This is a genomic window from Paucibacter sp. M5-1, from assembly GCF_027498415.2.
Lineage (GTDB): Bacteria > Pseudomonadota > Gammaproteobacteria > Burkholderiales > Burkholderiaceae_C > Roseateles_E.
This window is the reverse complement of the sequence record NZ_JAPZLM020000002.1, coordinates 14,275-39,072: the sequence shown is the minus strand read 5'-3', so window position 1 is coordinate 39,072 and position 24,798 is coordinate 14,275. Positions and strand designations below refer to the sequence as shown.

The window sequence follows — 24,798 nt, the reverse complement described above, 5'->3', positions numbered from 1 at the left end:
GTCAAAGGGGTATGAATGGTGCCACCAGTTAGGCTTGTTGAACCAGCGGGCACCAGACACCCCCGCAGTCCAATGGACTACTGTGTCAGATGTTATGGACGGAAATCCCGCTCAAACCTCCCGAACGAAGATCTCCGAACGCCTAAGGCAGCCGATAGCAGCCCACCGGCCCATTCAAACCCAGCAAGCCTCGCCTCAACTTCCGGTAGGCTGACGGCACATGCCCACAGAAAATCTCGCCATCTTCCTGCGCCTTTAGCACGCGACAACGCTCGCGGACATTCTTCTGGAGCTTGCGAACGACCATCCGGACGTGCACAAGCGTCTTCAGTGCCTGCAACTCTCCGACAGCCCCAGCAAGCTCGCGGCCGTGTTCAAGCAGACGCTTGCCGGCTGGCGCCGTTCGAGCCAACTGCCCTACGAAGTTATCAACGTGTCGGCTGCCCTGTCTCTGATCGGGGATGCGCTCAAGGATCCGGACGTCAAGTTCCGCGCTCATCCTGAGCTATCGGCCTTACCCGAACCCGATGCAGACGGAGGCGATCGTCCGGGCCTACCTGGAGGTCGACCGTCCAGAAAACACAATGAAGTGGCTGGAAGGCAGTTGGGGCCATTTGGACGACCGCCGGCAGCGCCTCCTGGCGCAAGCCCACGGCCAACTCGGCAACGCAGAACTCAGCCATCCTCTGTGGCAAGCGCCCTTCGAGAAGTCACCGTCGATCGAAGCCGTGCACCTGTGGCTCGACCAGTTGCCGCCTCAGCAACGGGTCGCGGCGATGGAGCGCGCGGGGCATGTCGCCTTAGCCTTGCCGAATCCAGGCCTGGCTGCACAGATCCTTGTCGAGCTTCATCGCGAGGCTGACGCCGAGGCCGTGCTGGTCGGCATGGCAGCGGCCATCGACGCGGCAGACTATTTCATGCTGCCGACGCTGCCGAAGACGCTGGCCGAGGGCGGACGACTCAAGGCTGCGACGGCCATCTACCGGGCCTTGCTGCTCAACATCCTGCAACGCGCTAATGCACGGCCTATGACCATGCTGCTCGGTACCTGGAGCGCCTGCAACTAATGTCCCCGACGGATCTCGCGCCATTGCCGCCGCATGAAGACTTCCTGGCTCAGCTCCGGAGCAAGCATGGGCGCAAGACTGCGTTCTGGTCCCTGGTCGCAGGCGCTTGAATACCCCACTTTGTCGCTGGTGGTGGTCGTTGCGCCAGCCTTGTTTCGCCATCTGACTGGCGTGCATGCTCACCGTGGCTCCAGAAGGCCGTAGGCCACCGCTCGCAGTGCCGACGCCCTGCGGCTTGAGCAGTGCAGCCGCATGTTGATGCGTTGGAATCGCGAGTCGACGGATGCCCGGCTTAGTCCGGTGAGTGTCGCGATTTCCTTGCTTTGCAAGCCTCTTTGTTCCAGGGCGAGCAACTGCATATCTGTCTCCTCCAGCTTTGCGGTTTTGACCAGGCGCTCATGGAGGTAGTGCATAAGCCAGTCATGCAGCTCTGCTGCAAGCGCTCTGGCAAGGGTTCGTACGACCCCGGCCTCGGGGCCTTCGAAGTCGTCGGGGTGTTCGCTGCCTACGCACAGCATGCCAAGTCGGTCAAGGTCTTGGCCCGAGGCGGTGGGGACGACGAAGTACGCCCGAAATCCATAATCACGGGCGAGCTGCAGGGCGGCTGCGTCGGTCGCTTCCTCGATGCCAACCTGGCGGTCGCTGCCCGATGTCAGATGAGTTCGCGCGAATCTGAACCAGGGGTGCGCGGTGAGGGGTCCGATCTCGTTCTGGGCATGCGCGTAGGCCGGATGGCCGGCGAGCAGGCTGAAGCAGGAGAGATCACGATCGCCTTCGAGGACCGCCGCGGTGTAAAGGCTCGCGCTGGCGCCCAGCGCCGCCGTGGCATCGGCCAGTCGTCCGATCAGCGTCTGCGGGTCGGTCGCTCCAGCGATCTGAACAATCGCTGCCAGCGCTCGTGCGCTGTAGTCCGATGCCTGTGCTTGTTCCCGGATCGATGCGTGTGCTGGCAGGGTCGAAGACATGATCGAAGTCCCTTCGGAGTTGCTCGAACAGGGGCGGATCCTCGAAGCGAAGGGGATCTGCGGTCAGGGAGGCATCGACCTGTTCGCGCGTGATGAACAAGGTCCACCACTCGGCGAGGACGTTGCCTTGCACGCGACTGGCTGTGCGGGCGGCTATGCCGGCGGGCACGGGGTACAGGCGGTAGCATGGGCGGCGCTCGCGGCGTTTACCGGCTCCGTGGTCGGCGTCAGGCTGGCGGTAGTCGTCGCGGGTCCGATGCATGACCATCTCCTCCCTGGAGGCGCTGTTCGCGCGATGCCGGGTCTGCGCCTTGAATGCTGATGATCTCGGCCTGCGGGATCAAGTGCGGGAGTGCGAAGACTTTTTGGCGTTTGATTGTTGATGGCCTCCTGCAAGGGGCGCGGAGCAGGTTCGTCGATCTGTTGCACGCTCAGACCATCTGGCGGCATTCCATAGGGGAAACTCGCGTGATTCGCTTGCGCGCGCGGTCATGGGTTGACGCTCTCAGCGCGGTAGTCGCACTGTTCTCTTGGCGTGGTGCTGCGCTGGGAACATGCATGTTTTCGTTTGAATTTCGGGATCGCAGGCGGTTCGGTGCAGATGTAAGCGGCGCTTTCCCGTCGTGATTTACGCGCCTAAGATCGATGTCGCAACACCGAAAACACTCGGGTTGAAGGGGATGGCATGGCTGCACTCATCGACTGGGGACGCGTCTTGTCGCATGTCAGGGCGGTGCTGCGGCGCCGTGGGTGCAGCGGCCAGGATGCGGATGATCTGATCCAGGATGCGTACCTGAGGCTGGACGGCTACCAGCGGACCCATGAGGTGTCGCACCCCGATGCCTTCCTGATTCGCGCGGCATGGAACCTCGCCATCGATGCGCACCGTGCGCAGCGCAGCCATGGCGAGACCCTCCTGCTTGACGAGGAACTGGCCCAGGGCTCGTGCGGCGAGCAGAGTGCTTCATCCACCGAGGATGCCGTGCTGAGCGCAGAGCGGCTGACCCGTCTGAGCTTGACGGTCCCTGCGCTTGACATGCGCACTCGCGCGATCTTCATCGCGCATGTGTTCTATGGCATGAGCTACCCGGAGATTGCGGCGGTGCTCGGCCTCAGTGTGCGGGTGGTCGGCAAGCACGTCGGCAAAGCCACGGCGGCGCTGATGCGCCGGATGGAAGGATGGTGAGCATGGTGCCCAATGACAGGCAGGGCAGACAGGGCAGGGCGCAGAACCCGCTGGACGGTGGGCGCGAGCCGCCCGTCGTGACACGCAGGGTTGCCGAAGAGGCTGCGGCCTGGATTGCCCGCCTGCATGGGCCGGACCGCTCGGCCGAGATGGATCGCAAGTTTCGTGAGTGGGTCTCACGTTCGCCGGCACACGGGTATGCGTTCGAGCGCTGCACCGACATCTGGACGGATGTGGCGTCCATGAAACCTGAGCAGATCGTCGCCGGCATGGCAGGCGCCAAAGCGAGGGACACCCTCGCGCGCGAGCGCCGCTGGCAACGGATGCGGTGGCCCCTGGGGGCATTGCTGGCCGTGTCTGTCGTGGTGGCAGCCTATGCCTTGCATCGATGGCTGGCCGTGGCCGTGTACGCCACCGAGGTCGGCGGCCAGCAACAGGTCCTGCTGGCAGATGGCACCCGTATCTCTCTGAACACCGACACGAGGGTGCGCGTGGAGCTTGACAGCGCCCGGCGGACTGTGAGCCTTGATGCCGGAGAGGTGATGTTCGAGGTCGCCAAGGATCCGCTTCGACCCTTTGTCGTGCGCGCTGGGGGCAGCGAGGTCATTGCGGTGGGCACGGTCTTCTCGGTGCGTGTGCCCGGCAGGAGCAGCGAGGGCCGCGAGGGCCGTGAGGCCGCCCTGGCCGTGGCTCTGATCGAAGGAGCGGTCACCGTGCAGCCCGTCTCGGCCGGGCAGGAGGCGGGTATGGCGCCGCAGCAGCGGATCACACTGCAGCCGGGTGAGCGCATGCGGCTGGCCAAACCGCAGACCGTGTCGACCGCCCCTGCGTTGGTCCAGATTGATCGGCCGCCGCTGGAGCCGCTCTTTGCCTGGAAACACGGCAAGGCGATTTTCGAGAATGTTTCGCTGGGCGAGGCAGTAGCAGAGATGAACCGCTACTCCCCCATCTCCGTCGTGCTCTTTGGCAATGTGGCCAGCCTCCGGGTCGGCGGTGCATACGACATCGGCGATGCCCGGGGCTTTGTCCGGGCCGTTGCGGAGCTTCACGGGCTTCAGGTCCGGGAGCAGGCGGGCCGGCTGGAACTCGCGGCACCTCAGTAGGGCAAGCCCTCAGGGGGTCACCGGCGCAAGCCGCGTCATCTTGTTCACCCCCACAACAAGATGAGAGGCAAGCATGATCGGCAAATTCCTTCCACGAGCCAGCACGTACCACAGCGTTCTGCGTGATGGCGCGTTCGTGGCCTTGATGCTCGGCTGCAACCTGGCTTGCGCTGCCGACGAGCCAGCCGGTGCGCGGTATCGCATCGAGCAGCCTTCGCAACCACTGGCTGATTCCCTGCGTGCCATTGGACGGCAGACCGGTGTGTCCGTTCTTTTCGATCCGGTCAAGCTCGGAGATCGCACCTCGCGTGCTGTGTCAGGGCAGTTGACTGCGGTGGAGGCGATTGCCCAGGCCCTCGAAGGCTCGGGCTTCGAGCTCACGCAGATGCCTGGTGGGGCGGTCGTGGTCAAGGCGCGTCTATCCCCAGGCCCGGCACCGGCTGCGCTGCCTGGCCAGTTCCCCGCCGGCCAGGCAGGCTCGGTGGGTGCCGAAAAACCAGGCCGGATGGAAGAGGCCGGTGGGTCGGCCGGACCGGTCGTGCAGGCGTCTCCGGTGACCCCCGCCGACAAGGGCGGCGCCAGCTTGGTGGAGGCGCCGGTTTCGCTGACCCGCGTCGAGGTGACCGGCACGCGGCTCAAGCTAATCGATTCCTATGGTCCAACGCCTGTGAATGTCTATTCGCGGGCGGACATCGAGCGCAGCGGGCAGCCGTCGCTGGAGCGATTCCTGAGCAGCCTGAACGAGGCGGCGATGTCCCCCGGCGAAGGTACCTTGGGCGTGACGAACGGGCAGGGCGCCGTGCAGCTGCGCGGCTTGCCGCTGGGCTCCACCCTGGTCCTGATCAACGGCCGGCGCGTGCAGGTTTCTGGTGCCTCCGGCTCGCGCTTCTTCAACCTCAACCTCATCCCGATGGCGGCGGTCGAGCGGGTCGAGATCGTGCCAGTGGGCTCGTCCGCCGTCTATGGCGGCGATGCGCTGGCCGGTGTCGTCAACATCATCCTGAAGAAGCAGATCGACGGCATCGCACTCGACGCACGGGTGGGCTCCGCCAAGGGCGCAGGCGACGGCAGTATTTCGCTGGCCACAGGGGGCGGGGACGCGTCCAGCTCGTACCTGGTGCTGGGCTCGTACCGCAAGACCACGCCGCTGACGATGGCCGAGCGGGACTTCTTCCTGGACGCGGACTATCGCCGCATGGGCGGCGTCGACAGCCGTGCCCGCTATTGCACCCCGGGTACGGTGAGCAGCAACTCATCGGCGAACTTGCCAGGGTTGAACTCCAGCTTTGCAGCCATTCCTCCACGCGGTACCGGCCAGGGCCTCTCCATCGCGGACTTCGCCGCCACGGCAGGCCAGGCCAATCTGTGCAGCTCCTATGCCACCGGCAAGGGCTATGTGTTGGCCCACGGCACCGAGACCCTGGGGCTGCATGCGGCTGGCGATTTCCAGTTTCGCGGGGGCTGGTCGGCGTTCGGCGAACTGACGCTGTCCAAGGACCGCCTGCGGGCCGAGGAGACGGGAATCCTGATGGCCAATGTGCTGGTGCCTGCCTCCAACGCCTTCAACCCCTTCGGCGTGGCGGTGCGCGTCAGTTCCCGACTGGGCGCGGAGAACGGTGTGGAGACCTTGCAGCGCGACACGAAATTTGCCCGCGCGCTGCTGGGCGTGCGTGGCGAGATGCTGCCGGGCTGGGAGCTGGAGGCGACCGCCTCGTCCACGCTGGATGACGGCCAGCACCGGACGTGGAACGTTACCGCCAACGCAGCCGCACGCACGGCCGCCCTGGCGTCCTCGGATCCGGCGCAGGCACTCAACCTGTTCACGGCGGGACGCGCCGCCAGCGACGAGGTGCTGACCGCAATCTTTCCGGGTGTGGTGCGCAATGACGAGGGCCGCAAGGACCAGGTCGGTGCTTTCTTGCGAGGCTCGCCGCTGAACCTGCCGGCCGGCCCGGTCGACGTCATCATCGGTGGCGAGGCGGCGCGTGATCGCTACCTGAGCCAGATCGTCGGTGGGACTCGCTCTGGCGGGAATCGCTCCAGCAGCGCGGTCTATGGCGAGGCCCGCGTTCCCCTGTGGCGCGAGGGGGCCGGCGCCAGCGGTGCGGGGAGCAAGGCCTGGGATCTGGCCACGCTCACGCTGGCGGCGCGACGAGATGTCTACAGCGACTTCGGCGGCGCCAACACCTACCAGGCAGGCCTTGAGATTCGGCCGGTGCGATCGATGCTGCTGCGCGGCTCCGCCGCGAGCTCGTTCAAGCCACCGACCCTGGTGCAGATGAACATCAACAATGTGTCGCTCACCACCGACGCCTATGGCATCCGGGATCCGCAGCGCGGCAACGCCCTGGTCACCGGCGGCGAGGTGCTGCGGACCGCGAATCGGGACCTGGGTCCGGAGAAGGGCAATGCCTATTCGCTGGGGGCGGTGTGGGAGCCCGCGTCGCTGTCCGGTACGCGCTTCGGCGTGACCGCCTGGCAGGTGAAGATCGATGGACTCATTGGCCTGCTATGGCCGCAGACCGCAGTCGACAACGAGGCGCAGTTCCCCGGCTTCGTCACCCGGGCGCCGGCAAGCGGCGGCGTGCCGGGCCAGATCACCCGGGTGCTGTACTCGGAGGTGAACTACGGGCGGCTCGAAACCTCGGGCGCCGACATGGAGATCGCGCACGCCTGGAAGAGCGGCGCGACGAAGTGGTCCGCGTCCGCCAGCGCGACCCGGACGCGCCAGTACGACGTCGCGCTGACCCCAGGTGCGGCGGCTTCGTCACGCTTGGGCGTGCGGGCCGTCGACTACTGGGCTCCCAAGTGGAAAGGCCGGCTCCAACTGGCTGTCGAGCAGGGCCCCTGGGGCGTAGGCCTCACGAATCGCTACCTGGGGGCCTACCGGGATTCAGGGGCTGAGGGACGCAGGCTCGGCGGCTACTGGCTTCATGACGTCGCGGCCTCGGTCAACCTGAAGCGTCTCGGACTCGGCTCCGGGCTCAGCGCTGGACTGAGCGGTGTCAAGGATGCGCGCCTGTCGCTGGCCATTGCCAACCTGGCGGACCGCCTCCCGGAGTACGTCGGCAGCTCGCCGTACTACGACGTCACCCAGGCCGACTGGCGCGGCCGCTACGCGAGCCTGCAGCTGTCCGTGAGCTGGTAGCGCGGCTCCCGCTCGACGACGCGGCGCCTTTGCGTCGGCGTGCGCCGGTGCCGGCCTCGCTCTCTGCAGGGCTCCCGACAACGCCCCCTTCAGCGCGCCCAACAACGCCCCCTACAACTTCTACGCCCGGCCGAGCGCCGGCATCGCCCCATGCTGTGCAGACCCTTCTTCAAGTCATTGCCTTTGACCCAGTCGATCCGGCTCGTGCCCCGATTGCTCCTGGCTGCCCGACGGCAGCTATCCATGGGGTCTCTGGCCTCACTGGCGCCCCTGGCACTGGTTGCCGGGCTGCCCCTGGCCTTGCCTGCCGCGCCGGCGACGGCCGCCGTGGGCCCGACCGTCCAGGAGGTGGTCGAGTTCACCCGGATCATCCAGCCTGTCCTCTACGACGACGAGACGCTGCAAACCCAGGTCTCGCCGGATGGTGGGCAGCTGTTCATCGTCACGCGCAAGGCCAATGTGGCGACGGACCGCAACCGCTTTGAGATCCTCTTGATGGACGTGAGTCCTGCTCGCCTGGCTGCGCTGGCCCGAGAGGGCTCGAGGTCGCAAGCCGGTACGCCGACTTCCTCCGCGCCCCCTCCTGCACCGCCATCGCTCTTGCTGGCGGTGGAGTCATCGAGGGACCGTGCCGACTCGGACCCCTCCCTGAGGGAAGCACGTTGGGTCGGGAGCCGGACCATCGTGTTCCGCGCGCGGATGAACGATGAGGCGCACCAAGTCTATAAGGTGGATGTGATCACCCGCGAGGTCAAGCAACTGACCTATGCGCCCCACAGTGTTCTCGGTTTCGAGGTGCCTGACGATCTGCGTCGGGTGGTCTATGTCTCCCAGGTGCCCAACCCCGCGCGGGAGGCTGGCGCGCGCGCGATCATCGTGGGGACCAAGTCGTTCTGGAGCGTCCATGGGCAGCAGGACGATCTCTATCCGCAGGACCGGCTGCACCAGTTCTTCGTCGCGGAGGCCGGGGTGCGGATGCCTGCTCGACCGCTCGGCGAGGCTTTCCCGAGGGCTGGCTATCCGCCGCTGGCCAGCATCTCGCCAGACGGTCGCTGGGTGCTGTTGCCGACGGACCAGCCCGCGCGCCAAATGGCCTGGTCCAAGGTCTATCCCCAGGTGGCCGAGCTCAGCAAGCAGTACGGTGCTTCGGCGGCGGTGGACCCCCTCGGCTATTTCTCCCGCCCGACGAACTACGCCCCGCGGCAGATGATGGCGTACCGGGCGAGCGACGGCCAGGCGCGTGTCGTGCTTGACGCGCCGGACGACTCTGCGCCGGGAGGCCGGCAGCGCGTTGATCGACTGTGGCAGAACGGTGGCACCTCCGTCGTGATCGCCGGCACCTACTTGCCCGTGGGTGCCGCAGGCGGCGCAAAGGCGGCCGACAAGGCGGCCGGCAAGGCTTCACCTGAGGCGTCCCACATCATCGAATACTGGCCCGCCTCCGGCGAGTGGAAGCACATCGCCGCGCTCAAGGCGCGTCTGCAGAAGGTGGAGGCTGCAGCCGGCGAGGAGGGCCGGTTCACGGCCATCGATGGCGAGCAGCGTCGCATCTTCAAGCGCCTGCCGGATGGCCGCTGGCATGAAGCGGTGGGAGATGCGGTGGCAGATGCGGTGGACGTTTCTGCAACCCGGCGTGCAGATGATGGTAAGCGTGCCGGGGACGGTGGCGCAAAGCGCCAGGGGATGCCCGGTGGCAAGGGCGAGGGCAAGGCTGCCCGGCAGACTTGGCGCCTGCAGGTACGTCAGGCGCTGAACCAGCCGGCGGACATCGTGGCGGTAGGGCCGTCCGGGGGCGAGATTCGCCTGACGCAGCTCAATCCACAATTCGTGGCCGAGCAGTGGGGCACGATGAAGGAGTACAGCTGGACGGATGGTCAGGGGCGGCGCTGGGATGGCGGCCTGATGGTGCCCGCTGACTTCAAGCCCGGTGTGCGGTACCCGCTGGTGATCCAGTCCTATGGCTTCGATCCGAAACGCTTTTATCGGGATGGGACGAACGACTACGACGGTGCGACAAGCGGTTTCGCGGGCCGTGCCTTCCTGCGCGAGGGCATCCTGGTGCTCGCGCTGCCGTGGCGAGCGGCGACCGGGGCACCTCGGGACGAGCATGGCTCGATCGTTGCGTTCGCCGATGGTGTGAGCGGCGCCATCGATGCGCTGGTGGCGCAGGGCCTTGTGGACCGGGATCGGATCGGCATCCTGGGTTGGAGCGCGACTGGCGTGCGGGTGCAGAACCTGATCACCTTCACGGACGCGCCGATCCGTGCCGCCACGATCCTGGACGGCGACGTCAACACGCTGTACTCGCTGACGATCACCTATGCCTTCGCCGACAGCACGCTGAAGTCGAAGGAGGAGGGCAACCAGGGACCGCCCTTCGGCAAGACGCGGGAACGCTGGATCCGCAACGATCCCTCGCTGCACACGGACTGCATCCGGGCCGCCTTGCGCATCGAGTCGTACGGCGCCGAGGCGAAGAACAACTCCGACATTTACGCGCTGCTGCGACGGCAGTACCGGCCTGTCGAGATGCTCAAGTTCCCGGACGGCGGCCACGCGCTGTCACGACCCAGCGAGCGCATGATCTCGCTGCAAGGCAATGTGGACTGGTACCGTTTCTGGCTGAAGGGCGAGAAGCGGTTGGCGCCGGTGATCCCTGGCGAGACGATGCAAGGCCTGCAGGCGCAGTACGCGCGCTGGGACCAGATGGCATTGATGAAGGTTGAGGCCGATGCCAAGCCGCGGTGCATCCGCAAGGCCCTTTGACTCCCGGCGCGGTCAAGCTTGAGTTGACATTCAATCGGGCTGGGTGCCCCCTCAGTGGCGGTTTGGTGCTCGGCCCTGCCTTCGAGCGAACTGGTCGCTCATCGTGCATACCGGCGATGAGCGGTCCATTCGGCCTGGGTGGCGGGCCCCCTCGGACTGCCGCCGGCCGCACCACTTGGAGAATTGGCGGGTCGGGCTAAAAAAGGGACGCCTAAGGCAGCCGAGTTGGGCTGGGCGCCCTTGATGCAGCCACTGGCGCTTCCACTCAAGACCCTGCGCCGGGGGTGAGGAAGTCGCGCAGCAGGTCGCCATGGCTGCGCTTGCCGGAGTTGACGTAGTCGACCAACTGCTCGACCAACTGCTTGTCGTCATTCTGAATTCGCAGTGCGGCCGGCAGGTTGCTGCTACGCACGATCGATCGCGCGTAGCCTTCAATGAAAGCCTGCTCGATGACATGCAAGGAGCCGAGTTCGTAGAAGGCCGCCATGCCTCGGATGTAGCTGGCCTTGTTGATGTCGACGAAGGAGAAGGGCGCCAAACCCGCCGCGAGCAGTGGCGCATTGGCCGCGATGCGCGAGGTGCGCTTGTTGCCGTTCGCGAACGACTGCACGTAGGCGATCCGCGTCAGCAGGTACACCGCAGCCTCCAACGGCGGGAGCCCCTTGGAGGTGTCGATGATCTGCTGGAGCACTGCCTGGGCGTGACCTGTGCCAGGACGGAAGGGCGGAATGTAGGCGGAGTTCGCCAGGTTCACGTCTTCGAACTCTCGAGGCCGCCCACGTTGCGCCTTAGGCAGGAAGTGGTCCGACTCACCCTCCGCCATGATCCCGTGGTCGTCTGTCAGGAGGTCGTGCATCGCGCACACCGTCTCCATCGACAACTCACGGTGATCCCACAGGTACTGGCCTGCCAGCTTGTGATTCAGGGCGAGGAGCGCATCCTCCATCGGCTTGTCAGGATTCCTCTCCCCATACTTGATCAGCGCCTCCGTATCCAACTCCGAGTACGTGCTTCCTTCAAGCAAGGACGAGGACCATGCGAACAGGACGAGGAACTGAGCGAGGTACTTTCGGTCCGGCTTGTGGGCCAGGCCCTGGATTTGCGTACATCGCAATGCTCGTTCCGGGTCGATGTTGGGAGTCGGATCAAGCAACTCCTCCCGGAACGGAGCCAGTGGACGTTCGGCCGCCGGCCGGGCAAAGTAGGCGTCGACCTCTGCGCGCGAGAAGGGCGTGGTGCTCACGTAGCGCGTCGACCGACCTTTCCCGAGCGGCTTGATGCTTCCTTCGGCAACGAGCGCCGAAAGCTGGCGATTGAGCGTGGAACGGCTCAGCCGCTCCTCAAGGGACGTCATCAGCATGTCCGGGGCCATTCCGGAGGCTCCGGATGCACGAATGAGACTCAGAATCTCTTTGCCCATGACAAGATTGTAGAGAGCTATCTAATTGATTTGCAAAGAGTTTATGTTTTTTTGTCAAACTTTTCTGAAAGTCTCCGAATCTCCTCAGGCTGCCGTGGTGGCGGCGACTCCTGAAATCGAAGCACGGTTTATCTCAGCACCTGCGTTCCGCGGCCGTTTGGTGCTGCCACATCGCCGCGTAGGTGCCGCCTAGCGCCATCAGCGTGGCGTGGGCGCCTCTTTCTACGACGGCGCCGCCCGCCAGCACGGCGATGTCGTCGGCATGCCGGATGGTGGCGAGTCGGTGAGCGATCAGGATCAGGGTGCGCCCTTGCGAGAGCGCCAGCAGGTTCTGCATGATCTCTTGCTCGGTGTGGGCATCGAGCATCGAGGTCGCCTCGTCGAGGATGAAGAGGCGGGGGCGCCGAAGGATCGCTCGGGCGATCGCAATGCGCTGACGCTCGCCACCTGACAGCTTGAGCCCGCGCTCGCCGATCACGGTCTCGTAGCCGCAGGGGAGGGCGGCGACGAAGTCATGCAGCTTGGCGAGGCGCGCGGCATTCGCAATGCTGGCGCGTGTCGCGCTGCCCATGCCGAGTGCGATGTTCGCCGCGACCGTGCCGTTGAGCAGGGCCAGGTCTTGCGGCACCACGGCGATCATCGAGCGCAGTTCGTCGACGGGTATCGCATCGATCCGGGTTCCCGCCAGGGTGATGGCCCCTGCATCGGGCTCCTGGAGCCGCAGCAGCAGGCGAACGAGCGACGATTTGCCGCAGCCGCTCGCGCCGACGATGGCCAGGGACTTCCCTGGCGAGACGTCAAGGCTGAAGTCCCGGAGCACGGGTGGGCCTCTGTCATAGGCCAGGCACACCCCCCGAAAACTCACGGCGACACCGGCCTGGACCGGCGAGGCCATGGCCATGCCTTTCGCGCTCATCGTGTGCATAGCGCTGGCCGGCTCGCCTCCCGAGTTCCCCTGTTGGACCCTGGGTGGCTGCGGGGGTGTGCCCGGGGAGATGCCTAGGTCCTCCAGCAGGGGGCGGAGGAAGGCCAGGCCCTGCGAGGCATCGCGCGCGGCGCTGCTCAGCAGTTCGAGCGGTCGAATGATCTGCACCATGTACAGCGTGGCGAGCACGAAGCCGCCCAAGCTCAATCGGCCCTGCGACACGGCGAGGAGCGCGATCGCCAGGGAGCTCGCGACGCTGAGGGTGAAGACCATCGTGACCGAGGCTCCGATGGCGAGGCGCCGGTGCAGCAGGTCCCGCCAGTGGGTTTCGAGGGCGAGGCATTGCTCACCAAAGCGGTTCAGGGTCTCTCTCTCGGCACCGAAGCACTTGATGGGCTCGTAATTGATCAGGCTGTCCGCCATCAAGCCCTGCAGATCGACCATGCTGCCCGTGACCGCGCGTGCGCTGATGCGCAGCTGCGGCATGTGCCTGCCGACCGCCAGGGCGAGTGCGATGCCGGTGAGCACGAAGGTGGCGGCCAGGGCGGGCTGGCCCAGGGTGAGCAGCACGATGGCCACGGTCACCCCCTCCACCAGGACGGGAATGAAGCCGTGGACGAGGCTGGCCAGGATGAGCTGGTATCCGGAGACCGCCTGCTGAAGACGCTGACCCATGGCGCCGCTCTGGCGAGCCAGGTGGAAGGAGAGCGGCAGGTCCAGCAGGTGCGTGAAGTAGCGGACCCGCAAGCCCGTGTAGAGCCGCTGCTCGACGCCCCCGACGAGGAAGGGGCGGATCTCGGACGCGAGCCTCGCGGCGCTCAGGCAGAGCAGATAGACGATGCCCAGCGCCGAGATCCATGCCCACGGCTCGGTGGCACGGTTGTTGGTGTCGCTGGGCTGGCGGCTCACGACATCGATCAGCTCTTTCAGGGCCAGAGGCGCCAATCCGGCCAGTACGCCACCGAGCAGCGCCAGTGCATTCGCACCCGCGAGGCGCCAAGCCATGGATCGGTCCAGGCCTTCGCACAGGACCATCAGCGCTGAGCGGAGTTCCCGGAGTTCCTTCAGCGATGGCATGCCGCGTTCCCCAGTTCGCGAGAGGCTGCTGCTAGCCGAGCCAGCGTGTGAGCCAGGCTTCGACGGCGACCAGCTCATGGATCAGACCGGGCGACCAGTCCAGCGTCGTGGGATCCCCGCGCAGGGCTGCCTCCAGACGGGGCCGATCAATGAACCCGCGGCGGACGAGGTGGCCTTCGAGCAGCAGTCCGCGCACGAAATCGAGGTTGTTCTGCAGCACTGCCTTGATGTGGTCGTCGGTGCCGCCCTTGGACCTGCGGGCAGCGATCTGCTTTGGCAGCTCGGCGGCGAAGGCGCGCCGGGCCAGTGCCCGGCCACGCCCACCTCGAATCAGCAGGTAGGTGGGCAACCGAAGGCAGAGCTCCACCAGGGGCTGGGAGAACAGCGGGTGGACGGCCTCGGGCGCAGCCGCCTGCTCGAACGGGTCGTAGTAGCCGATCGGGTGCATCAGTGCGGCGGTCTGCATGTACTTGCCGATCGGGAGATCGGTCGCTGCGCGAAGTTCCGGGTGTGCGAAGCGAAGCCCATCCACCCGGTCATGAGCGAAATCGCCGGGCAGCCAATCGGCTCGAGTCGTTGCTGTCCTCGCGGCCAGATCGGGCTTGACATGCTCCCGGGTGGCGAGTTTGAGGCAGCGCCAGAGCGAGACCCGGCCGACGCGGGCCGCGTCCAGGGCCGCAGGCAGGAAGCCTGTGTCCCAGCCGCGGTCGCGCAGATAGTCGGCCGCCGGCCACCAGCTGGCCATCTCATAGAAGAGCGGATCACCCCCGGCGCCGGTGAACATCGCGCTGGCCCGGTAGGCCGCTGCCAGCTTGGCGTCGGTGGCTGCGTTCATCGCGCCGACATAGGTGACAGGGTTGGGCATGCGGGCCGACTCCAGCACGCGCTGGATGCGGAAGGCAGGATCACGCTCGCGGGTGAGCAGATCGCGTCCGGCTTGGCCGGCCGCGAGCATCGCGTAGCGCCGCTCGTCCGTGTCCGAGCCGGGCGAGTAGTAGTTGATGCAGACCACGTCGGCCGGTGTGTGGCCGGCCGCGAGGCAGTTGACGAGGATCGAGGAGTCCACGCCACCGGACAGCCGCAGCAGCAGGGTGTCGTAGCAGCTGGCCCACGAGCGTGTGCACGAGCGCACGGCGTGGCCCAGCAGGGTCGCCGCTTCGATGCCATCCCGGTCTGCGGCCGCCCGTGCGTGACTCACGGCGCTCCACAGCAGCGTGGACGTTCCGGCCTGCGAGTCCAGCAGTTCGCCGGGCAAGACCTGGGTGATCTCGGTGAGGGCGGTTTCGCGACCATTCTGAGCGCCGTACAGGAAGCGGTGAGCCAGGACGTCCCAGTTCACCGTCCAAGCCGCAGGGCTTGCGGTTTCTCCTTCTCCACCGGTCGCGGCGGTGATTTGCAGTGCGTCCTCAAGCCACGAGAAGTAGATCCAGACGTCGCCATGCCGAAGCTTGAAGCAGGGAAGGGAGCCGCTCGGATCGCGAAGGATCAGGGTGGCGTCCGTAGGGGCTGGCAGGAAGGCCACGTAGCGACCCCAGAATTGCTCTACCAGCGCGCGGCCGCCGGTGTCCAGGATGCTTTCGGTATCCGCTTCGCTGAGGGTGGCGCCGGGCGCTGGCGTGGCATCGAATTCGACGCGGCGGAACAGCTTGCCGAGCACGAGGCCGAGACCGCCATGGAGAACCTGGGCTTCGTTGATGCCAGGCCGTTCACCCGTGGTGAACACCTGCAGGCCCGGTCGGCGCAGCACGGAGCGCCAGTCCGTCTGCCGCTGCCAGATGCTTCCGAGCCGTTGTGCGGAGGCGGACGGTCTTGGCTGGGACGCGTTCCACACCAGGGCGAGGTACCGGAACATAGTGGCGCTGCCCGGTGCTACACGACCAGGATGGGTCGGAACTGCCGGACATACTCGTGCTGGTCGTTCAGCACGGTCGAACCTTCCTGCAACCAGGCATGGGCAGCAAACGGTCCCGTTCTGACGCCGAGAACCCAGCGTGGGGCCAGGCCCTCATGCGACAGGAAGTGGAGCAGGGCCAGGGAATCCAGCAGGCATTCGTCGCGAGCGGTGAACACGAAAGGCCGCAGGGCATCGTAGGCCGCCAGGGCTGGCTTCATCGCCTCGATGGCTTCGTCGGCTTCGGGAGCCTCCTTGCGTTCTGCACGCGACCCCTGGAGTTGGGTCCGCCGTCGTGCAATATCGCGTGTGATGGCCTGCAAGGTGCGGCAACGGATCCAGCAGGCGGCGGTGGCCACGCTGCGCACGAAGCGCAGCGAGCGCCGGATGTGCACGGTCGTCCGATGTGGCTTGCCTGGGGCCGAGGTCAGGCCATGACCCAGGTCCTGATCCAGCTCGATGGTCGACGTCGCTTCTTCGATGCTGTCGACCGGGCGCGTGTGGAACGCACTGCTGATATCGGTGTTTCTTATGCCGGTGTTTCTTGTCCAGGTGGTCGTGGCGTCCACTACCAGACCCTGCGAGACGAGCTGGTGCAGCAGGGCGGCCGTGGCCGAGGAGCTGAGGGAGGTGCCGCTGTGCTGCGCCGTGATCGGCCAGTCCTGGAGCCTTTGGGCCAGCATTTGCGAGGCGGGGCCACCGATGCCGAGGTAGCGGCTGCGACGCAGGTCGAGGAGGATGACCTGACCATCGCATGCGCACGCACGGACATGGCTCGCCAAGGTCAGCTCGTGGGGAGCACCGACGTGGATCATCTGGGCCTCCCGCTGGTGGATCAATCTGATCGGCCGCCGCGGCCGCGTCGCGAGGGAGATCGCGATGGTGGACCGCAGCGGCACTTGTGGCCTCAGGCGTGCGTCGGACATTGATGACGCACGCCGTGGCCGTTCAGGGGACCTTCTTCCCCTCGATCTCGACGCTGTCCTCGTACGAGTTGGGTTGCGGGAGGCCCTGCGTCAGTGCCTTCGCGTCGCCCAGGTCGATGAGTTGCGGCTCCGGTGCCGCTTGCGCTTGCTTGTCCATGATGAACTCCTTCAGGTTGAGACTCGAACTGCCCTCGGCGTTTCAGGCGTCGGGCGAAATGAAGGTAATGCCGGCTGGCGGGGCCGTCGAGAGTTCATGGCGGGCGATCTTGGGCGTTTGATTTGGTCCTGGGCGATCCACCGCTGGAGAAGAGCTTCAATTCGAGGGGAGCCCCTAACTTCGCAACGACGGTGTTTCGGTTCGATTTCGGTGGCTCGGCATGGGCACCGAGTGGATCGCCGCAGCGGGTGTTTCAATCGCTTACAAGAAAGTGGGGTGCAGCAGGCCTGCGATTTCGTCTTACCGCCATGGGAGCAGAAAAGCCAAAGGGCGAGGCGAGTGCCCTCGAGAAAACCTGGAGCTTGAGCTGGCAGGCGGCTCCAGGCCGCGACTTCCTCGCCCACGAGCGCACGTCCGAGAGGATCCGGGAGCGACTGATTGCTGCGCACCGTCAGTCGGGGCGGCAGCTGCTGTACTACGTGCTGATGCCGACCGAGATCCACATCGTCGCGCGCATCGACGACGGGGACGGCATCGTGGGCGTCATGCGTTCTTGCAGCCACATCCTGTCGCGGTGGGTCCGCGCGGCCCATGTACGACGCGGGCCGGCCTTCGCTGCGAAGTGCCGTGCCGAACCCCTCGAGTCCAGACAGGCCTTGCGGCGCGAGATCCTCATGCTGGCATGGCGCCCGGTCAAGCTGGGCCTGTGCAAACGGCCGAAGCGTTACCCGAACGCGGCACTGAGCGTCGTCACGGGTTTGAAGTCCGGTGAGGGCTTCGATGCGAAGCCGCTGCTGTCGCTCTATGGAGAGCTCATCACCGTGGCGCGCGCGGCGCTCGATGCCACGCTGCGTGCGCGACCCTCTGACGAAGCGTGGCGCGTGTGGGAGCTCACACGGGGCCTTGAGGAGCCGGCGACGCAGCAGAGCCTTGCCTCTGCCGCAGCCACTCGCCGAGCTGTTGATCCCATGGCGGCCTCACTGATCGCCGCAGGCGGCGGCTATGGCGTCGAAGGCGCGCTGTCGCTGCTGGAGGCCTGGGTGTGTGCCAAGATCGATGCATCCGGCAGGCTCGATACGCCGACATGTCCCCGCGGGCTGAAGGTCAGGGCTCGCGCCCTGGTCGCCTGCATGGCGGCCGATTGCCGGCTGTGTTCCTCCGCATTTGTCGCACGACATTACGGCTGCAGCAAAGGCACGCTGAGCGTGCAGATGGCCCGCCGCCGGTCTCATGTCTCGGATAGGAAGCTGCTTGCGATGCCACTCCAGCGGGTTCTTCAGGACGTGGCGGAATTGCGCAGGGCAGGTTTGATGCGAAGCATCCCCGGAAAAGATCATGCGTAGGCATCTGCTGCGTCGCCCTTGCCTTCGGCTGAAGACTGACGCCGAGTCGCGCTGCTGGCGATACTGCGCCGCGCAATGGCTACACTTCCCACATGGGTGCAGTACCAGATGCCAGTGTATTGGCGGTGTCGAGTGAAGCGTTGAAGTCACGGGTTGCCAAGCTGGTCTCAGACGTGGACGCGCTGGCCGTGGTGCTTCCCAAGGCGTTCGCGAAATCCCGCCTGGAGACGGTGCGGATCATAGCCAGGGATGTGGCCGAACGGTCGCAGGCCGTCGTGCTCTCGATGAGCTTGAGTCGGCCACCAGCGGAGGTTCTTGAGACGGTCGAAGCGCTGCGGGCCTTGCTTGCTCGTCTGCGCTTGCTGAGCTCCCGAACTCGCATCGAACAGGGCACGCTGCTGTCCATCGTGCTGATGGAGACGCTCACCGCAAGCTTGTGCGTGGACTTGGATGCATGGCAGGCGAGTCGGGATGCAGGTCTTTCGGTTGCTGACGCCGGTTGATCAGGCAGTTGGCGTGCGCGCTTCGATCCAATCGGCAATGTCTGTCTGGCGCCATGCGACGGCCCTGACGCTGATTTTGATCGGTCTGGGAAACTGCTTCTTGGCGACCATGCGATAGATCGTGGATCGACCCAGCCCGGTGGTGTTCATGACCTTAGGTAGGCGCAGCAAAGCCTGGGGCGTCAGACTCGACGACACGCTGTGTGGATGTGCTTGCATGTTGTGCTCCCGTGTCCTGTTCCATTCAGTTTAGGCACGGACAGCTCGGTTCTAGCTGCTGAAATTCAGCAAAATTCAGCGCCCTCGTCCCTGCCGCGATCGCCGGGATTCGTGGCCTTGCACTGCGCCTGGCTGCATTGCTGTGGACGCTGGCGTGTTCTGAGCCCCATGCCTGCAGTGGCTGCGACCCCTGGCATGCGCTGCTGCGCGGTATGCACCTCCTTGGGGGCGCGTGCTGCGCTGGCCGCCAAAGCTCCGAGAATGGAGCCGGACATCGACGACCGCTGAAGGCGAGGCGTGCATGGCAAAAGGTGAGGCCAGGGCGAAGGGCAAGGCTATGGGCAAGACAATGGCCAAGGTCAAGGACGCCGAGCTGGAGACGCTCGCGAAGATCAAGCGGCTCGCCGTCGCCGCCATGTTCTCTGACGACGATCTCATGGACGAACTGGTGCTCAAGGGCGGGAACGCCATGGCCCTCATCCACAAGCTGACGTCCCGCCAGTCCATCGACCTGGACTTCTCCATGGCCAGGGACTTCGAAGGCGGGGTCGATGGCGTCCAGGCCAAGATCGTGCGTGCGCTGCAGCAGACCTTTCGGGTCGCGGGGTACGAGCCATTCGACTTCAAGATGTCGGAGAAGCCCGCGCAGGTCTCGCCCGAGTTGGCCGGCTTCTGGGGCGGTTACGACATCGAGTTCAAGCTCGCCCCGACCGAACAGTACGAGGCCCTGAAGCAGGACATGGACAAGCTGCGGAAATCGGCGCTGAACATCGGGCAGGGGACGAAGTTCAGTATCGACATCAGCCGCTTCGAGTACGTCGAGGACAAGGAGCCCGCCGAGGTCGATGGCTACCGCATCTTTGTCTACTCGCCAACGATGATCGCCTGCGAGAAGCTGCGGGCCATCTGTCAGCAGATGGAGGTCTACGGTCCGGTGGTGAAGCGCTCACGGCCGGGCGCGCCGCGCGCTCGCGATTTCATCGACATCTACGTGCTGGTCGAGGAGCTGGGCCTGACCTTGATGCAGGCGAGGGCGCTCCAGATCACGCGGGAGATGTTCAAGGTGAAGCATGTCGAGCTGGCCTGGCTGGCCGACATCGACAAGGAGCGCGAGTTCCATCGCCAGAACTTCGAGGCCGTCAGACAGACGATGGCCACTGCCTACGACCTCAAGGAATTCGACTTCTACTTCGACTATGTGGTCAAGCTGGCGAACGAGGTCCTGGCAGCGATGACGCCCTGACTTGGGATCAGAAGCTCTTGGGGACGTGCAGGCGCCAAGCCGATTCGTAGCGGGTGTCGGCCATGTCGTGCGTGAGGTAGAAGTCGTGCTTCATGGGGAAGCGCCGGATGATGTCGACGACGCCGTCCCGGTAGCCGGCGCGTTCCAGATAGAACCCGATGGCCTGGTGGTAGGGGTAGGTGAAGCCCATCTTGCTCAGCATGGCACCCAGGGCGTTCACTGAGAACTTGCCCCTGGCGAGCTCGAACGCTTTGGCCACCTCCGCGACGTCGCCGCAGTAGGTGGGGCGCACTGCCGCGTCGATGAGCGTCCGCTCGATGCTGGTGACCCGCACTTTGGCGGCGTGGCCTTCGCCTTGCTGGTGCTCCTGATCGACGACGCCAAGCTCGCCCGTGTTTGCGCTGTTGAGGAGCACGATGCGAAGCTCCCCGAAGTCCACCGCGTTCTGGCTGACTCGAGCTGGTTGGCGGAAGGCCTTGTCGATGGCCGCCTGCGTGATGTCGTCGCCCGTCGAGGACGGGGTTGACCGTTCGTGGCTGATGTAGACGAGCTTGGGAACCTGCTCTGTGAGGCCATGCATGCGCAGGGCCGTGTAGTGGCTGAAGTAGCTGTTGGCCTTGAGGTGCAACAGCAGCTCCATCGTCGCAGGTGTGCCCCAGGTGTACACGGTCTCCGGCCTGTTGGGGAAGTCGAACTTGTGCCGCTTGAGCCGCCCGCTTTTGAGCAGAAACTCGATGAAGGCAGTGAGCGTGGTGCTTTGGGCCAACCGCCACCCTTTGCGCTGCTGCGCCAGGGCGGACGCAATCTGCCGCTCCCTCAGGATCGGAGGCATCTCCTCGCTGAAAAACGCCAGGATGTCTGGCTTGGCGATCTGTATGCGAGTTCGGTTCATAGGAACCAGTCGTTCGTCGTGCTATGAGGCATTTATGCCTCATAGCATGATGTTGATTCGAAATACTGTCAAGATCTTGAGCCCCTTCGTTCCCTCGATTGAGGGAATTCAAGACAAAGATACGAGTAAATTTCTATGACCTTCGCGTCGCTGCTGGCCCAGCCAAGTAGGGGCAAATGCTGTCTTTGTTATAATCAGGAGCTTATAAGCTCCTGATTACGGCAAAATTATCTATCTGCGCGCCTGGTCGCTTGTCCGGCACGTGGTGTGGGTTGGCTCCGGGCACCGCCTGCACGGGATGTGATACCGCTGCTGTTTGTCGCGGTAGAACTTGGGCCCGAGCTTGGGGAGGAACTTTCGCTTAAGCCATGCGGCCCGTACCCGTGCCAGGGGTCGGCGGGCTGGTTCCTTCCCGCTTCGCGTGAACGGCCCGCCTGCCGAACTGGCTTGCCAGATCGGCCCCCTGGCACCCGCCACGCCCGGTGCCGGGCCGCTCCGCCCTCGCGCTGTGCGCGAGAAGGTGCCACGTTGCGCAAGGGCTCGCCAGTTCGCCTGGGCGAGGTCCTGGCCAGCCCATGCCCGGATCTTCCGCCTCGCGGGGCGGGTGCGGCGCTAGCGGCGGCCCTGTGTGCTCAGGGCCGCGACAGGCGCTGCATTGAACTGACTTGGAGCGCCTGTCCCCTCGTGCCTCACCGGGAGCTTTTGCGGCATAAACCGAGCCTGTCCGAGGCCGCACCAGGCGGCGAGCTGTCCGGGTGCAGCCTAGGCAGCCGCTATCTATTCCACGTCGCCTGGTGTTCCGCCCCGCTGCGGCGCCTCAGGACCGACCGGATCTGGCCTGCTTGACTATCCATTCAAGCTTGCAGTGCTCTCCTAAAGTGCGCTGCCGAACAGACCCCGAGACCCGAGCTAGTGCAAGGTCAGTCATCCCTTGCGCCAATGCCAACTGCCCCCATCACCCCGAGAACTGAACCAAATCGACTTGCGTACGAGCTGCGGGCGGGGGGCTCTGTGGCTGCTCGAATATCGACCGTGTTTCCCGCTGCTCATTGGTCTCGCTGTCTTGTTGATCGCGTCCTCGGCACTTCAGATCGCAGCGGCCCTGGGCCGCCCTGATCTGTGGGGAGACTGTGGCTCGCGCGCAAGATGTTGTTTGGCTTTGCGCTTGCGCTGAATCTGGAGCTCCTCTTCATGGCAGAGCGGAACTGCTCGGGCCAGCCGACCTCGACCGGCCCGTTGCCCAAAGTACTCGCCTCCGCAGCGCCGTGGTCTGCGGCCTGCTTCTTGTTCACCCTGCAATGCCCGCTCGTGCTGACGCACCAACGTCTCGACGGGAAACCGGGCTGACTTGCCAGCCGCGCAAAGGAGAACCCATGAACCACACCGCCCCGACACACGCCGCCTGGCTCGCCATGCTGGTGCTGACTCTCGCAGCTTGCGGGGAGCGTGAACCGCCGGCACGCCCTATCGCGCCAGCGCCCGCCGTCAGTACACCAGCTACAGCGGGTGCGGATGACGCCTACGACGTGACAAAAATGGACTTCAAGACACCTCCTGCGGTGCTTTCAAACGAACGCCACACCGGCCCGTTTGCCAGCGGTGATGCGCTCAGCCTGGACGCTTTGCTGAAGCCGCTGCTGCCGGGACCGGTGAAGGAGATCCGCCTCGACACCACACACAAGATCATCGAAATCGCGCCGGGCGTGAAGTTCAGCGCCTGGACCTTCGGCGACCAGGTGCCAGGCCCGGCCATCCGCGCGCGCGTCGGTGACCGCATCAAGTTCACGATGACCAACCGTTCCGACGAGCCCGCGCCCGGCGTCCAGATGACGGCCGCGCCGATGATGCATTCGATGGACTTTCACGCGGCCATGGTGTCGCCGCAGGACAAGTACCGCTCGATTGCACCGGGTCAAACCATTTCCTTCGAGTTCACCCTCAACTATCCCGGCGTCTTCATGTACCACTGCGGCACGCCGATGGTGCTGGAGCACATTGCCTCAGGCATGTACGGCATGGTGGTCGTTGAGCCGAGCGGGGGCTACCCCACCAAGGTAGACCGAGAGTACACGGTGGTCCAGAGCGAGTTCTACACCCGGCCCGATCCGGCCAAACGCAAGCTCGATGGCCAGCCGCTGCACGTGCTGGACAACGATCGACTGCGCAGCAAGCAGCCCAACTACACGGTGTTCAACGGCCGCTACAACGGCATGATCGACGTGCCGCTGCAGGCCAAGCCGGGCGAGCGCGTGCGCCTGTTTGTGCTGAACGTCGGGCCGTCCAACACCTCGAGCTTTCACGTCGTCGGCACTATCTTCGACCGCGTGTGGATGGACGGAAACCCCGACAACCAGTTTCGCGGCATGCAGACGGTGCTGCTGGGCTCTTCCAGTGGTGCCATTGTTGAGTTCATCATCCCCGAGGCCGGCAGCTACGTGATGGTGGATCACCACTTCGCCAACGCCGCGCAGGGCGCGGTGGGCCTGATTGCCGCCGGCGGTCCGGCCGGTGACCCTGAGCACCACAACATGCCCGCGACCGCAACGCCCGACAACGCGCAGGCAGTGGCCGGCAAGCTGGCCTTCGAATCGAAGTGCCTGGCCTGCCACTCCATCGGCGGAGGCGACAAGCTGGGCCCAGACCTGCTGGGCACCACCCAGCGCAACGATGACGCGTGGCTGACACGCTGGCTCAAGTCGCCGGAAGAGATGATGAAGACTGACACCAAGGCCAAGGCAATGCTCGAGAAATGGAAGATCGCCATGCCCAACCAGGGCTTGAGCGACGAGGAAATCAAGCAGTACCTGGCCTACTTCAAGTGGGCAGATGCGAACGTCAAGAAGCCATGAATGGGCTTGCTGTAAGCGCAAAGCTACTGCCGGACGAGGCAGAACGTAGGCGCCTGCGCCTGATTGCCTTGTCTCGATGGGACAACGAAGGTGGTGCCGGCTCCGACATGCCGGCACTAGACGCTGGAGCCGGCAATGCGCCCGTCGATAAGGCAACTTCGTCCGATACCGAAGCCGTGCAGCTTCGCATTCGTGTCATTGCGCTGGAGAACCTGGTGATCGCCCTGCTGGCGCAGGCATCCATGGCTCAGCTGGAACTGGTGGGCGAGATGGCGGACTACATCTCTCCGCGCCCTGGCTTCACACCCCACCACCTGACCCTTCGCGCGGCCGACGAGATGCGCAGTCTGGTGAACCGCGCAAGCCCCTTCCGCAACGCTCCCGTAACTTGATCAGTCCCCATGCACAGCTTTCACATCTACCGCTACGACCCGGATCAGGACAAGGCGCCGCGCATGCAGGTGCTCGAACTGGCGGTGAACCCCAGCGACCGCATGCTGCTGGACGTGCTGATACGGCTGAAGGCGCTCGACCCGAGCTTCAGCTTCCGGCGCTCCTGTCGCGAAGGCATCTGCGGCTCGGATGCGATGAACATCAATGGCAAGAACGGGCTGGCATGCATCACCAATATGCGCGCGCTGCCCGCCAAGGTGGTGCTAAAGCCGCTGCCGGGCCTGCCCGTGATCCGCGACCTGATCGTCGACATGACGCAGTTCTTCAAGCAGTACCACTCCATCACACCCTATCTGATCAACAACGAGCCGGCGCCCGAACGTGAGCGGCTGCAGTCGCCCGAGCAGCGAGAGTCGCTCAACGGCTTGTACGAATGCATCCTGTGCGCCTGCTGTTCATCGGCCTGCCCAAGCTATTGGTGGAACCCTGACAAGTACGTCGGCCCTGCTGGCCTGCTGCAGGCCTATCGCTTCCTGGTGGACAGCCGCGACACGGCAACGTCCGAGCGCCTGGACAACCTGCAGGATCCCTATCGCCTGTTCCGCTGTCGAGACATCCTGAACTGCGTGGATGTATGCCCGAAGAACCTGCTGCCTGCGGCGGCCATCGGCAAGATCAAGGAGATGATGGTGCGGCGTGCTGTCTGATCTCGCTGCGTGCGGAGT

At 65.2% G+C, this 24,798-nt stretch carries 21 protein-coding genes; 13 read left to right on the top strand and 8 right to left on the bottom strand.

The window, feature by feature from the left end; all coding sequences use genetic code 11:
- Positions 1–527: 527 nt before the first annotated feature.
- Entirely contained in the window at positions 528–1,067 is a 540-nt protein-coding gene (locus tag O5M90_RS28760; protein WP_269838490.1) for a hypothetical protein, read from the top strand.
- Positions 1,067–1,177 carry a hypothetical protein gene (locus tag O5M90_RS28755; RefSeq protein WP_440401767.1) on the top strand — a complete coding sequence of 37 codons (111 nt, stop codon included), beginning with the start codon at positions 1,067–1,069 and terminating at the stop codon, positions 1,175–1,177. The genes O5M90_RS28760 and O5M90_RS28755 overlap by 1 nt, the downstream gene beginning before the upstream one ends.
- A 69-nt stretch (positions 1,178–1,246) precedes the next feature.
- Here O5M90_RS28755 and O5M90_RS28750 read toward each other — a convergent pair whose 3' ends face one another.
- On the bottom strand, positions 1,247–2,032 hold the full coding sequence (locus O5M90_RS28750; protein WP_269838491.1) for a helix-turn-helix transcriptional regulator: 786 nt from the start codon (positions 2,030–2,032) through the stop codon (positions 1,247–1,249).
- On the opposite strand from O5M90_RS28750, the gene O5M90_RS28745 reads away from it, so the two are divergent.
- The 5 genes from O5M90_RS28745 (at position 2,031) to O5M90_RS28725 (ending at position 10,235) form a co-directional block, all read left to right on the top strand.
- Positions 2,031–2,354, top strand: coding sequence for a hypothetical protein (locus O5M90_RS28745; RefSeq protein ID WP_269838492.1), 324 nt, complete (start codon positions 2,031–2,033; stop codon positions 2,352–2,354). The genes O5M90_RS28750 and O5M90_RS28745 overlap by 2 nt on opposite strands.
- 363 nt (positions 2,355–2,717) lie before the next feature.
- A complete protein-coding gene (locus tag O5M90_RS28740) occupies positions 2,718–3,218 on the top strand; it encodes an RNA polymerase sigma factor (RefSeq protein WP_262973531.1) in 501 nt (166 codons plus the stop codon).
- Positions 3,219–3,220: 2 nt separating this feature from the next.
- The gene (locus tag O5M90_RS28735) at positions 3,221–4,321 is read left to right on the top strand and encodes a FecR family protein (protein ID WP_269838493.1); all 1,101 of its coding nucleotides are present in this window, start codon (positions 3,221–3,223) and stop codon (positions 4,319–4,321) included.
- Positions 4,322–4,394: 73 nt separating this feature from the next.
- The gene (locus O5M90_RS28730; RefSeq protein ID WP_269838494.1) at positions 4,395–7,469 is read left to right on the top strand and encodes a TonB-dependent receptor; all 3,075 of its coding nucleotides are present in this window, start codon (positions 4,395–4,397) and stop codon (positions 7,467–7,469) included.
- Between the two features lie 150 nt (positions 7,470–7,619).
- Complete coding sequence (locus tag O5M90_RS28725) at positions 7,620–10,235, top strand: hypothetical protein (protein ID WP_440401768.1); 2,616 nt, start codon at positions 7,620–7,622, stop codon at positions 10,233–10,235.
- A gap of 265 nt (positions 10,236–10,500) precedes the next feature.
- On the opposite strand, the gene O5M90_RS28720 is transcribed toward O5M90_RS28725, so the two are convergent.
- From O5M90_RS28720 to O5M90_RS28700, 5 genes are all read right to left on the bottom strand, one after another.
- Positions 10,501–11,655, bottom strand: coding sequence for a Fic family protein (locus O5M90_RS28720; RefSeq protein WP_440401769.1), 1,155 nt, complete (start codon positions 11,653–11,655; stop codon positions 10,501–10,503).
- A 133-nt stretch (positions 11,656–11,788) separates the two neighbouring features.
- Positions 11,789–13,657, bottom strand: coding sequence for an ABC transporter ATP-binding protein (locus tag O5M90_RS28715; RefSeq protein WP_440401770.1), 1,869 nt, complete (start codon positions 13,655–13,657; stop codon positions 11,789–11,791).
- A gap of 31 nt (positions 13,658–13,688) precedes the next feature.
- Complete coding sequence (locus tag O5M90_RS28710; RefSeq protein WP_269838499.1) at positions 13,689–15,404, bottom strand: asparagine synthase-related protein; 1,716 nt, start codon at positions 15,402–15,404, stop codon at positions 13,689–13,691.
- Between the two features lie 122 nt (positions 15,405–15,526).
- The gene (locus O5M90_RS28705) at positions 15,527–16,474 is read right to left on the bottom strand and encodes a lasso peptide biosynthesis B2 protein (RefSeq protein WP_269838500.1); all 948 of its coding nucleotides are present in this window, start codon (positions 16,472–16,474) and stop codon (positions 15,527–15,529) included.
- A 22-nt stretch (positions 16,475–16,496) separates the two neighbouring features.
- Positions 16,497–16,631 carry a hypothetical protein gene (locus O5M90_RS28700; RefSeq protein WP_269838501.1) on the bottom strand — a complete coding sequence of 45 codons (135 nt, stop codon included), beginning with the start codon at positions 16,629–16,631 and terminating at the stop codon, positions 16,497–16,499.
- Positions 16,632–16,939: 308 nt separating this feature from the next.
- Here O5M90_RS28700 and O5M90_RS28695 point away from each other — a divergent pair, with 308 nt between their 5' ends.
- Both O5M90_RS28695 and O5M90_RS28690 read left to right on the top strand, forming a co-directional pair.
- Complete coding sequence (locus O5M90_RS28695; protein ID WP_269838502.1) at positions 16,940–17,974, top strand: hypothetical protein; 1,035 nt, start codon at positions 16,940–16,942, stop codon at positions 17,972–17,974.
- 92 nt (positions 17,975–18,066) lie between these two features.
- Positions 18,067–18,477 (top strand): hypothetical protein, encoded by a 411-nt coding sequence (locus O5M90_RS28690; RefSeq protein ID WP_269838503.1) that lies wholly within the window; start codon positions 18,067–18,069, stop codon positions 18,475–18,477.
- Here the strand turns inward: O5M90_RS28690 and O5M90_RS28685 are convergent, their stop codons facing one another.
- The gene (locus O5M90_RS28685) at positions 18,478–18,696 is read right to left on the bottom strand and encodes a helix-turn-helix transcriptional regulator (protein WP_269838504.1); all 219 of its coding nucleotides are present in this window, start codon (positions 18,694–18,696) and stop codon (positions 18,478–18,480) included.
- Positions 18,697–18,997: 301 nt separating this feature from the next.
- On the opposite strand from O5M90_RS28685, the gene O5M90_RS28680 reads away from it, so the two are divergent.
- Positions 18,998–19,939 carry a nucleotidyl transferase AbiEii/AbiGii toxin family protein gene (locus O5M90_RS28680; protein WP_269838505.1) on the top strand — a complete coding sequence of 314 codons (942 nt, stop codon included), beginning with the start codon at positions 18,998–19,000 and terminating at the stop codon, positions 19,937–19,939.
- A gap of 7 nt (positions 19,940–19,946) precedes the next feature.
- On the opposite strand, the gene O5M90_RS28675 is transcribed toward O5M90_RS28680, so the two are convergent.
- Positions 19,947–20,831 (bottom strand): type IV toxin-antitoxin system AbiEi family antitoxin domain-containing protein, encoded by an 885-nt coding sequence (locus O5M90_RS28675; RefSeq protein WP_269838506.1) that lies wholly within the window; start codon positions 20,829–20,831, stop codon positions 19,947–19,949.
- A gap of 1,298 nt (positions 20,832–22,129) precedes the next feature.
- Here O5M90_RS28675 and O5M90_RS28670 point away from each other — a divergent pair.
- Genes O5M90_RS28670 through O5M90_RS28660 form a run of 3 tightly spaced genes read left to right on the top strand, consistent with a single transcriptional unit; the run spans position 22,130 to position 24,780 of the window.
- Positions 22,130–23,680: a multicopper oxidase domain-containing protein gene (locus O5M90_RS28670; protein ID WP_440401771.1), complete on the top strand. Its 1,551-nt coding sequence runs from the start codon at positions 22,130–22,132 to the stop codon at positions 23,678–23,680.
- Entirely contained in the window at positions 23,677–24,072 is a 396-nt protein-coding gene (locus O5M90_RS28665; RefSeq protein ID WP_262973516.1) for a hypothetical protein, read from the top strand. The genes O5M90_RS28670 and O5M90_RS28665 overlap by 4 nt, the downstream gene beginning before the upstream one ends.
- A 9-nt stretch (positions 24,073–24,081) precedes the next feature.
- On the top strand, positions 24,082–24,780 hold the full coding sequence (locus O5M90_RS28660) for a succinate dehydrogenase iron-sulfur subunit (protein ID WP_269838508.1): 699 nt from the start codon (positions 24,082–24,084) through the stop codon (positions 24,778–24,780).
- The last annotated feature ends 18 nt before the right edge of the window (positions 24,781–24,798 follow it).